Here is a 10275-nt window from a genome sequence, read left to right as displayed (position 1 = left end):
AGGGGTGTTCGCGAGGCGGTGCCTCGGGGCAGGCCGAATGCCCGCGCGAGGCGAAACGGTGTCGGCAGGTCGTCTCTCCTTGGTGGGTCAGGCACCGGGATCGGTGGCGCGGTTGCTGGTCATGAGATGCGGCGGCATCCGCAGCGTGTGGACGCCGAAGTGCTCGCCGTTGTGGGCCTGCACCTGCGTGAGCATCCCGGCGTGGGCGAGCCGGTCGAGTAGTTGCCGTAGCCCGGCTGGGCGAAGTTCGACGGCCAGGAGCAGTCGGTGCACCGTGGGTGGGTCGAGGTCGACGGTCACCGTGCCCGGACGCCGGGCCGAGTTGGCCAGGTAGTCGGCCAGCTGGCCGAGCGGCCCGTCCGGGAATCGCGAATGCACGTACGCCTGCCAGGTCACGGCGAAGGCGTCGCCATCGTCTGTCCCGTCGATGTCGGCGGTCACCCAGAACACCCGCCAGCGAATCGAATCGCTGAGCCCCGGTGGTGGCCAGGGTCCACTCGGCGGTGGCCGGCAGGATGTCCGTGAGGGTGTCGACCTGATCGGAGAGCCGGTAGCGCTGCAGGTGCAGCAGGCATGCGGCGATCAGATAGCGGTGTTCCCTGTCGCGGATCGACGCGCCCTCGGCGTCGCGGGCGGTCATCGCCGTGGTGCAGCGGCTGCAGGCTCCGGCTGATGGCCGGGCGAGAGGAGACTGCCGTGGGTACGCCAGCAAGGGCGGGGTGGAGGGTGGTCACGGCAGCGTTCCTTTCGTCATCTGGTCGCGCCCGTGCTGGTGCGGTCCAGGGCCCTGATCACGGCCGTTCGCGGGGCGTGGGAGCGGACGCCGGGTGTGTCTGGTGGGCGGGTTCGGGTGCGGTATTCGTGTTGCGAGGGCGGTGGCCACGGCTTGGACGAACACGTCGACCTGCTGGTGGGTGACGCCGGGCATGCAGATGAGGTGGTATTCGTCGTCATCGGTCGTGTCGGTGTTGCAGGCGACCGGCCAGGTGTCGCGAATGGGGGCTGGTGGGGCGGGGAAGACGACGGTGAAGGCGTGGGGGTGGCGCCAGGCGGGCCAGCCGATCGCGGTGAGCTGGTCGGTGGCGTAGGCGGCGATGTCGCGAGCGTTGCGGGCGCGGGCGCGGTGGCCATCGTTGCCGTAGGTGGCGACGGCGTACCAGGTCATCAGGGCGGGTAGGCCGTCGATTGATCCGTTGGTGCTGTCGTCGATCGAGGCGATGTAGGCGATGTGCTGCTGGCGGCGGCGGGCTTTCCCGCGGCCGACGATCAGCCCGCCGGTGTGCGGCACGCCGAAGAATTTGTGCACGCTGACCGCGAACGAATCGACGCCGTCGGTCCAGAGGCTGCCGTCGAGGGCGAGGGGGACGCCGCTGAGGGCGGCGTCGACGTGCAGGTACCGGTCGGTGATGCCGGCGGCGTCGAGGACCGCGGTGATGGTCGCGGGGTTGTCGACGGCCTCGGTCAGGGTTGTGCCCGCGGTGGCGACGATAATGGCCGGGCTACCGGGGCGCAGGACCCGGGCGAGGTCGGCGTAGTCCATCTCGCCGTACTCGTCAGCGCGTACCGCCACCGCGGGGATGGCCAGTTCGTGCAGCAGTTTGGGGATGCTGTAGTGGGCGCTGGTCGAGTAGTAGGCAACTGCCGGGTTTGTTGTCGGGAAGCAGTTGCGGCCGGTGAGCAGCCCGGCCCGGTTGCCGTCGTGGCCTCCGGTGGTGAGGTTGCCCCACCAGTCGTTGGTGGGCAGGCCGAACAGGTCAGCGGCCCAGGCGAGCAGGGCCCGCTCGGCGGGTTTGGTGTCGATGCCGCCGGGTGGGTTGGAGTCTTTGCTGCCGATGTTGTTCCACAACTGGCCCCAGAAGTTTTTGAAGCGACTCCAGTCGATGTCGACGGCCATCGGGAAGAAGATGTTGCGGTCGTTGGCGGCTTGCCGTCGGGTCAGCAGGCCGTCCAGGACGGTGTCGACGTCGACCGGCCAGCCGGTCAGCAGCGACGCGGCCTCGTCGAGCGTGGCCGGGTCCGGGCGGGTGATCATGCGCTTGCCAGCACGTTGTGTAGCTCGGCCAGGTGTCGCCACAACGGTGTTTGCTGACCGTCGGGGTCCAGCATCAGCTTCTCGTTGCGTTCGATGGGATGGTCACAGTGGGCGACCGCGGAGTTGGTCAGGGTGGTGGACCGGCCGGCGAACCTGCCCACCATGGCGCTGCGGTTGATGTGTGCGGCGGTGCCGTCGCACAGGTACAGGTATGCCTGCCCGGGCAGGTGCAGCGCGTCGGAGCGGTCGACGCTGCGCCGTATCTGCCGCCAGGACGCTTCGGGCCGGTCCAGGGTCGACACTCCCAGGCCGATGTAGGTGTGCGCCGGCGTGAGGATTTCACTGGTCGTGACCACACCGTCGCCGCCGTCGATGTTCGGGATGCGGGGATCCCACCGGGTGCCGGCCGCGTTCGCCTCCGCGATCCGGGCCATGGCGTAGGAGCCGACGCCGACCAGCATCTCGATCAGGTCCTCACCGTTCTCTTCCTCGGTGTCCAGGCGGATGGCTGTCGACAGCCGGAACGGCCAGGTAAGCCGGTCGGCGGAGAACAACACCAGCGCGTGCGCGGACAACGCGTCGGCGGTCCTGCGGTTCTCCACGGCCAGACGTGCATGCGAGGTGTTGGCCTGGACGATCCGGTTGATGATGCTGCCACGCAGCGCGAGCGCCAGGCTGACCTCAGACCGCGCGGGCGCCACCACAGGCGGCGCAGGGGCGGCCGGCGGAGGTGGCGGTGCCGGCAGCGGGGGCGGAGGCGGCGGCGGCAGAGGTGGCAGAGGTGGCGGGGGTGGCGGCGGCTGATCCGCAGGGATCGGCCGCCGCAGTGGGGACTGGGGAACGGGGGGCCAGTGCTGGGGTTGCTGCTGCCACACCGGCGGCGCCTCGGTCGCCGCGTCATGGCGGTCAGCGGCGTTAACGGGCTGGCCCTGCGGCGGCGACCTCCAGGGCTCGTGGTGCTGGTAGGTGCCGTAGGGCGGGGTTGGCCGGGGATACTGCGCGGGTCGGGCGGGCTCGGTGTTGAGGCGCATCTCGCGGCTGTGCCTTCCGGGCGACGGGCTTCCGGGCGACGGGCTTACGGGCTCGTTCCTCACGGGCTCAGTCATCGCCGGGCTCAGACCGGGTACCGGCCGAGGCGGCTGACGACGGTGTCGTACTTGCCGGGCCGGCCCTGACCGATCTGGTCGTAGCCGGGGCGGCGGCGCAGCATCAGACCCCAGATCAGCCCGCCGACGAACACCACGACGACCGCGAGAAGGATCAGCATCGGCTGGGATCCGGGAGGCAGCAGCACACCGACGTTGACCACGGTCAGCACGGCGGTGATCCCACCCAGGGGAATCCCGAGCCCCGGGGCGATCCGGCGCGTCCACACGCCGACCTTCTCCGGGCCTTTTGCCGGTAGGGCCTTCCACGCCGCGACCGAGCTGAGGACCAGCAGCAGCATCAGGCAGAGCGCGCCGAGGGCGGACAGGTACACGAACAGCGACAACACCGGATCCGCCCCGCCCAGGGCGGACCCGGCGATGACCAGGACCGCGACGCCGCTCTGCAACACCGATCCGCCCACCGGTGCCCCGGTCTGCTTCTGCTGGTCGGTCTGCGTCTGCTGGCCGGTGTTCTTCTTCCGGCCGGTGCTGCGCACCCACCGGGGCAGCACGCCCTCGCAGGCCATCGCGAACGCGTAGCGGGCGGCGAACGCGTGCAGGGCGATCATCGAGGCGACGATGGCCATGTTCACCGCGATCCGCACGTACGGCGGCATGATCGGTCCGTACTGGTCGTCGAAGACCGTCAGGGGATCCACCTGCGTGCTGGTCACCTGCGCCGTCCCCGCGCCGATCCCGGTGGTCCAGGCGCTGACCGCGTTGACGACGACCAGGAACGCCAGGGCCAGGAACACGGCACGACCGGGTCCCCGGCGGTGGCGGGCCTCCTCGGTGAAGGTCGCCCCCGCCTCGAACCCCATCAGGGACGCGACCGGGTACACCGCCGCGACGGCGTACGCCCCGATCAGGCCATCGAAGGCGAACCCGTCGGCGTTGACACCACCGGGCCCCGGGTTCGCCACGGCCGCCGCGTCGAACAGCACGACGAAGAACATGCTCACGGACAGGCCCACCGCGAGGGTCACCGTCAACCGGGTGATCCCGCGCATCCCGAAGGCCGCGACGACCCCCACGATCAGCAACGCATACAACCACCACGGCCCGCCGAACACGGCCGCGAGCTGCTGGCCGACCAGCCCGTACAACGAGGTCTGGATGGCGTTGTAGGCCAGCAGGCTCAGCATGCCCGCTGCGACCCCGAGGGGTCGGCCCAGACCGCGGCTGATCACCGCGTAGTAGACCGCCGGATGCGCGACCAGCCGCGCCATCGCGGTGTACCCGACCGACAACAACGCCAGCACGGCGCCGACCATCACGTAGACCAGCGGGAGTACCAGGATGCCGGTGGCAGCGTACGCGGCCGGGATCGCGAACTGGAGATTGATCAAAGGGCCGGCCGCCGCACACACGATCGCCCACATCGCGAACATGATCATCTGCTTGCGTTCCAGCACAGGCACCGTCATCGCCGGCACCCGCCGTCCGTACCCCGCGTACCCGCCGCTCGGGCGGCGCACCCGAACGGCCGGCACACCGGCAGCACACGACACAACCATCCTATTTGGACGGTGGTGGGGGACAGATTGGTCCGGGCAGACAAGACAAGCCTCCGAAAAAGGGGGTCGGTAGAGCAGAGCAGGGACACGGAGTGGGCCTGGTCCGGGCAGGTATCGCTAGCTAGTCGGGCTGCGGCGCGGCGGCATCCTCGCTTCTGCGGGTGACTGGGGTGCGGCGTGGAGTCATTGCAGGAGGGCCGGCCAATCGATGGGCGGGCCCCGGCGCGGCGGCCGTCCGCTCACCCCGACAACCGCGGCGTCGACCGTTCGGGTGCAGGTCGCTTCATGCCGCTTGCGGGTGCTCTCGATAGCCAAGATCGCCCACCGGGCGAACCGGGCGCGTTCCGTGGTTCCCGGTGGCGGGAGCATCGGCGCTGCTTGTGCCAGGACCAGAAGTGCCGCCGTGCTGCGCCGGCACGCGATCAGGATCGCCAGCAACCCAACAGCCGCCAGCAGGCCGCCGCCCCCGCACGGGCAGTGCGTCTGCCGCCAGTCGTCCCACGCCCGGCGCGCTTCCACGATTGCCTCGGCGCAGCTACCGAAGCGGTGCAGGGTGCCGGCGAGCGCGGTCCGCGCGATGATCGCCGCGTCGAGGTTTCCGACGGCGCCGTAGCCGTCGACAACTGCGCGGTGCACGGCGAAGGCATCACGGTCGCCGCGCAGCGCCAACGACGCGGCGAGGGATCCGCCGGCCGACAGTGTCACCGCGTGCTGGACCCCGTGCAGACGGCGGCTGGCGTGGTAGGCGTAGCAGCACCAGGCGACCTGGTCCTCGGCATCGGCCGGCTGGACGAGATGCCACAGCATCGCCGCCTCGATCAAGACCGGATCGTCGGGTGCCGTGCGCGGATCCCGCCCGGCCAGGTACGGCCGCAGTAGCCAGCTCGCCAGCCGCAGTCGCTGGTTGTTGATTGCCCGGTCTGCTCGCCGGACCACGGTGGCCAGGGACAGCTCGCCCAGAACCGCTGGTGCGGGCCGCCGGCGCCGCCGTGGGCGTGGGTGTGGGTTGCGGTCAGCCCGGTTGCGTCCCGGCCCGGCCACGGCCCGGCCACCGTTCGGTCCCGTCCGGGGGCGGGTGGCGTCGCCGGTCACGGCCGGCTCACCTCGCTGAGGCAGCCGACACCGGCCAACATCCACCGGGTGTCAGGGACGGGAGCTGGGGCGGGAGCAGGGGTAAGCTCGGGACGCCATGCGGCGGGTGAGATCAGGCCGGGTTCGACGAGGTCGAAGCCGGCGAAGAACCTGCTGATCTGCTCGACGGAGCGGGGCACCATCGGTGTGTTGATGCCAAGCCGGGTGAACTCCTGGGCGAGGGCGGCAGCCGCCTCGGGTCGGTGCTCGCTGGTGGTGTGGGTCAGCGCGAGGTAGCTGCCCGGCGCGAGGGCGTCGCGGATGTGGGCGACGATCGCCTCTGGTCGCGCCGCGTCGGGGATCAGGTGCAGCATGGCCACGATCAGGACCGCGACGGGCCGGTCCAGGTCGATCATCGCTCGCAGGTCCGGGTCGTCGAGGATGGACCCCGGGTCGTACATGTCGCGGTTGACGATGATGGACGTGTCGTCGTCGGCCAGCAGGACCCGGCCGTGGGTCAACACCAAAGGGTCATTGTCGACGTAGACCGTCCGCGCCGCCGGGTTCACCTCTCGGGCAACCTCGTGGACGTTGCCCTGCGACGGAAGACCCGAGCCGATGTCGAGAAACTGATCGATCCCGGCCTCACCAGCCAGATAGCGCACCGCCCGGCCGATAAATCTCCGGTTCTCCACCGCGACCGCGTCACCCCCGGGCGCCCCAACCCTCGCGTACGCTTCGTTGAGAGCTCGGGCCGCAGCTCGGTCAACGGCGAAGTTGTCCTTGCCGCCGAGCTGGACGTTCCACACCCGGGCCACATGGGGCACGAACGGGTCAACCGTGGGCGGGAGCCCTGGGTCGTCGTCAGCCATCGACGGTCTCCAACTCAGCGTTCGTGCGATGAGGGATGGGCGTGCCATGCGGTAGGCATCGGAGGCGAGGCAAGCCCAGCCCTCGCACCCCACCGAGCCCGCCGGCCGAGGTGGCCGGGCCTGGCATCCGATCGCGGCCGCGGCGACACCTCGGATGTCTCTGGTGCACGTCATCCGCGCGTGGCGCTTCTCGGTCGCAGCTGCCGATGGCCACCATCACGCGAAGCCTTTCGAATCGAGGGGTGTAACAGGACTAAGCGGCGCGTTAGGGGTGGGCTGGGCGTGCCGGCGCCGTCCTTCGCCGGCACACCCAGCCCGGGTACCGGCCCACGCAGAGACCCGGTACGTGGTACCTCACCCGCCATGCCGCCTTCGGGGGCGGCAGGGCACGACGGGCGAGGGGTCAGAGGGGATCAGCCGGTACCGGCGAGCGCCGCATCGCCCATACCAGCGGCCCACCAGGCAGCAGCTGCGGGAGACCGATGTAGGTGTATCGGTGCCGTTCGAACAGCTTTCGGCTGCGATCGTCGGCGAGCAGGAACGCCGGCACTCTGCGCAGGTGTAGCAGCGCGTGGTGGGTGACCAGCAGGCGGCTGCCGATGCCCTGGCGCTGCTGGTCGGGGCGCACCCCGAGATAGGCCAGGCAGTACGACTCCACCGCCGGCGGCCTGGAACTGTCCGTCATCTGCGCCAGCACAGTCTGCCGACGCCGTATCGTGAGAATGGCTGGGTCGAGCAGGCTCACGGCGGATCCTGTGCTGGTCGACGACTGGACGTCCCGGGGGTACCGGGCCCATAGTGCCACCCCGACGATCTCGCCGTTGTCGTCCTCAGCTACCTGGGCGATCCCGGAGGTGATCGTTGCCGCGACCAGGCCTCCGATGTGACCTGCCGCGGACAGGCGCCGGGTCTTCGGGTCGGGATCCAGCCACTGTCCCACTGCGCTGGCGGCGAACGGGGCGCCCAGCACCTGCGTCAGCATGGGCGCCTCCCGCGCAAGCGCGTCACGGATCGTCAGGGCCGCTGCCGGTGAGGTCACCATGGTTGTCCTTCCTGATTTACCGGATCTGACCCGACAGTGCAGAGGGGACTGAACGCGCCAGACCGGCCACGACATCCACTTCGGTCGAAGGTGATCGATCGAGCACTGAGCGTCGTGGCGCCGGGACCGTTCGGCAATCTGCGCCGGGCGCATGTAGGCGCGTACCGCACCCAACTGACCGCCTGGGCCGGCCGCAAAGTGGCGGGCCGCGCACAAATCGCGCCATGTTGCGCGCCGCCGCCAGGGGCGAACCGTCCGAAACGTGATTTGCTCAGCCGGTGACCTCCACCGACATGGCGCCTCGCGTTCCGCATGCCACCCAGTGCGCGAAACGGTTGCGCGAGCAGGCACCCCAGCAGGGCTGGACGGTCCGCGAGCTGGCCGAGGCGATTACCGCGCACTGCGGTCACCACCGGCTGCGCGCGCACCGGCTGGCCCGTGGCTGGTCGCTGACGCACCTGATTAGTCAGATTGTCGAAGTCGCCGGGGTCGGGCAGCGGCTGGTCGCGTCCCGGGTGTCGCGATGGGAACGCGCCGAGGAACGGCCCTCGGATGCCTATCTGGACGCGCTGTGCCGGGTCTACAACACCGGCCCGGTCGATCTCGGCTTCGGCGCCGACTACAGCGACAACCGTGAGACCGGCCACCCGAGCAGCCAGGACACCGCCGCAGCCGCAGTACCCGACGGGCACGGCGAGCCCTGGCCGTGGCACGGCCTGGCACCAGAGCGCCACGGCATCGTTCCCGGCCTGGGCGCGGCGGCGCAACGCGCTGACCAGGTACGGCGACGTATGGACGAAGCCCTGTCTGCATCCACGCTGTCGGACAGCACCGTCGCCTACAAGGAGTCCGTGGCCGCCCAGTACGGCCGCACCTACAAAACGCAGCCCGCGAGCGTGTTCCTGGACAACATCCTCGCCGACCTCGAGGACGTGCAAGTCCTCACCGACCGCAAACTGCCCGCCGGGCAACGCCGCGACCTGTGCGCGGTCACCGCCCGCCTCGCCGGACTGGTCTCGATGACCATGGTCAACCTCGGCCAGTTCCGCCAAGCCCGCGAATGGGTCCACACCGCCCGGCTCGCCGCCGACGAAGCCGGCGACTCCGCCTTGCGTGCCTGGGTCGCCACCCGCGGCGCAGTTGCATGCCTCAACCTCGGCGACCCCCAAGCCGCAGTCACCGCCGCCCGGGAAGCCGAACTGCTCACCCGCCACCACCCGCAGCCGATCACCGCGATGGCCTGGGCCATCCTCGCCCGTGCTGCTGCCTGCATGGCCCAACCCGCCGCCGCCCGCCACGCCCTGCACCGCGCCGAAAGCCTGTTCGGCACCGTCGACGAGGTCACCGATAACAGCGCCTTTGCGTTCACAGCTGGCCAGCTGCATTTCTACCGGTCGCACGCGCTCACCACGCTCGGCGAGAGCCGCGCCGCCTGGCAGGCCCAAGACGACGCCATCGCCGCGTTCGGCCCCGGTGAACGACTCGACCCCACCCTGGTGCGTCTCGACCGGGCCTTGTGCATGGTCCACGACGGCGACATCACCCAAGGCGCCGACTACGCCAGCACCGTCCTGCAACAACTGCCCGCCGCCTACCGGCCGGTCATCGTGCTGCGCCGCGCCCAATCGATCGCCGACGCCATCCCCACCGCACGCCGCGGCACACCGATGGTCCGGGCCCTGCACGAAGTCCTCGCCATCAGCGCCGGCCCCACCCACTGACGGGCCGAGACCATGACGACGACACCGAAGCTGACCATCCGCGTCTACCGCGACGAGGACCACGACCAGGTCGTCAGACTCAACGCCTACGGGCTGGCCGCCGCCGGCGTGCCGGTCGACGTCGACGTCTACGCCGGCGACCTCGACACCATCACCACGACCTACCTCACCGGCCGAGCCACGATGCTCATCGGCGAACTCGACGGCAAGGTCGTCGCTATGGGCGCCTTGAGATACGTCGATGACCTGACGTGCGAGATCACCCGGATGCGCGTCGACTCGAACGCCCAAGGCCGCGGCTACGGCAAACAGATCCTGACCGCACTCGAAGAACAAGCCCAACGGCTCGGCTACCACCACGCCGTCCTGCTCACCGGCCCGGACCAACACCCCGCCATCGACCTCTACCAGGCCAACGGCTACACCATCGCCGCCGTCGAAAACCACGGCGACGTCGCCGGCGTACGCATGCGAAAGCAGTTCGATGTGAATCATGGCGTTCCCTCCTGAGCTGTTGGAGCCCGATCCGTTGGGGCTAACGGCATCGGACATGATCAAACCGAGGTGGAGGATCGAGTGTTGTGGCCTTCAAATGGCATCCGGCTCTCCGCGGGCTGACAATTAGATGACTCCGTTGCGTGCCAGAGATTCGACGTCCAGAAGATTCAGGCAGTCTGTTTTAGCAGGAGGTTCCGAGCATCGTCAGGTGGCTCTGTCCACTCGATAAATCGTTGCCAAAGCTCTTTCGGGGTAGACGAGGAGAGGTCCTTGGTGGCCCGTTCCATCAGCACAGCGCAGTAGATAGCCACCTTGATCCAGCCCAGGTCGAGGAGTAGATCACTACGGGCGGGTTCACACGGCCACGCCTGTCC

Annotated in this window: 10 protein-coding genes; 2 read left to right on the top strand and 8 right to left on the bottom strand. The window is 69.7% G+C overall.

From position 1 onward, the window contains the following. Positions 1 to 87: 87 nt before the first annotated feature. The 7 genes from DMB66_RS27350 to DMB66_RS27320 form a co-directional block, all read right to left on the bottom strand. Positions 88 to 441: a hypothetical protein gene (locus DMB66_RS27350; RefSeq protein ID WP_125806983.1), complete on the bottom strand. Its 354-nt coding sequence runs from the start codon at positions 439 to 441 to the stop codon at positions 88 to 90. A 289-nt stretch (positions 442 to 730) separates the two neighbouring features. Then, on the bottom strand, positions 731 to 2032 hold the full coding sequence (locus DMB66_RS27345; protein WP_125806982.1) for a pyridoxal-dependent decarboxylase: 1302 nt from the start codon (positions 2030 to 2032) through the stop codon (positions 731 to 733). After that, on the bottom strand, positions 2029 to 2733 hold the full coding sequence (locus tag DMB66_RS27340) for a hypothetical protein (protein ID WP_158647381.1): 705 nt from the start codon (positions 2731 to 2733) through the stop codon (positions 2029 to 2031). The genes DMB66_RS27345 and DMB66_RS27340 overlap by 4 nt, the downstream gene beginning before the upstream one ends. Before the next feature lie 413 nt (positions 2734 to 3146). Then, positions 3147 to 4607, bottom strand: coding sequence for an APC family permease (locus DMB66_RS27335; protein ID WP_125806980.1), 1461 nt, complete (start codon positions 4605 to 4607; stop codon positions 3147 to 3149). A 273-nt stretch (positions 4608 to 4880) separates the two neighbouring features. Beyond that, positions 4881 to 5789: a hypothetical protein gene (locus tag DMB66_RS27330; protein WP_125806979.1), complete on the bottom strand. Its 909-nt coding sequence runs from the start codon at positions 5787 to 5789 to the stop codon at positions 4881 to 4883. Continuing rightward, positions 5786 to 6640 (bottom strand): SAM-dependent methyltransferase, encoded by an 855-nt coding sequence (locus DMB66_RS27325; RefSeq protein ID WP_125806978.1) that lies wholly within the window; start codon positions 6638 to 6640, stop codon positions 5786 to 5788. Before DMB66_RS27325 ends, DMB66_RS27330 begins: the two co-directional genes overlap by 4 nt. A 403-nt stretch (positions 6641 to 7043) precedes the next feature. After that, positions 7044 to 7622, bottom strand: coding sequence for a GNAT family N-acetyltransferase (locus tag DMB66_RS27320; RefSeq protein ID WP_125806977.1), 579 nt, complete (start codon positions 7620 to 7622; stop codon positions 7044 to 7046). A gap of 338 nt (positions 7623 to 7960) precedes the next feature. Here DMB66_RS27320 and DMB66_RS27315 point away from each other — a divergent pair, with 338 nt between their 5' ends. Continuing rightward, the gene (locus DMB66_RS27315; RefSeq protein WP_125806976.1) at positions 7961 to 9403 is read left to right on the top strand and encodes a helix-turn-helix transcriptional regulator; all 1443 of its coding nucleotides are present in this window, start codon (positions 7961 to 7963) and stop codon (positions 9401 to 9403) included. Between the two features lie 12 nt (positions 9404 to 9415). Next, positions 9416 to 9913, top strand: coding sequence for a GNAT family N-acetyltransferase (locus DMB66_RS27310; RefSeq protein WP_125806975.1), 498 nt, complete (start codon positions 9416 to 9418; stop codon positions 9911 to 9913). A 155-nt stretch (positions 9914 to 10068) separates the two neighbouring features. On the opposite strand, the gene DMB66_RS64080 is transcribed toward DMB66_RS27310, so the two are convergent. Next, the coding region (locus DMB66_RS64080) for a hypothetical protein (protein ID WP_370319281.1) at positions 10069 to 10275 on the bottom strand (207 nt) is incomplete at its 5' end.

The sequence above is a fragment of the Actinoplanes sp. ATCC 53533 genome (genome assembly GCF_003947245.1).
Note: the sequence above shows the minus strand (reverse complement) of the source record. Positions and strands in the feature narration are given on the sequence as shown.

Excerpts from the sequence above, each read along its gene's own strand:
- DMB66_RS27345 (WP_125806982.1), bottom strand. The coding sequence starts at position 2,032 with ATGATCACCCGCCCGGACCCGGCCACGCTCGACGAGGCCGCGTCGCTG.
- DMB66_RS27335 (WP_125806980.1), bottom strand. The coding sequence starts at position 4,607 with ATGACGGTGCCTGTGCTGGAACGCAAGCAGATGATCATGTTCGCGATG.
- DMB66_RS27325 (WP_125806978.1), bottom strand. The coding sequence starts at position 6,640 with ATGGCTGACGACGACCCAGGGCTCCCGCCCACGGTTGACCCGTTCGTG.
- DMB66_RS27320 (WP_125806977.1), bottom strand. The coding sequence starts at position 7,622 with ATGCTGACGCAGGTGCTGGGCGCCCCGTTCGCCGCCAGCGCAGTGGGA.
- DMB66_RS27310 (WP_125806975.1), top strand. The coding sequence starts at position 9,416 with ATGACGACGACACCGAAGCTGACCATCCGCGTCTACCGCGACGAGGAC.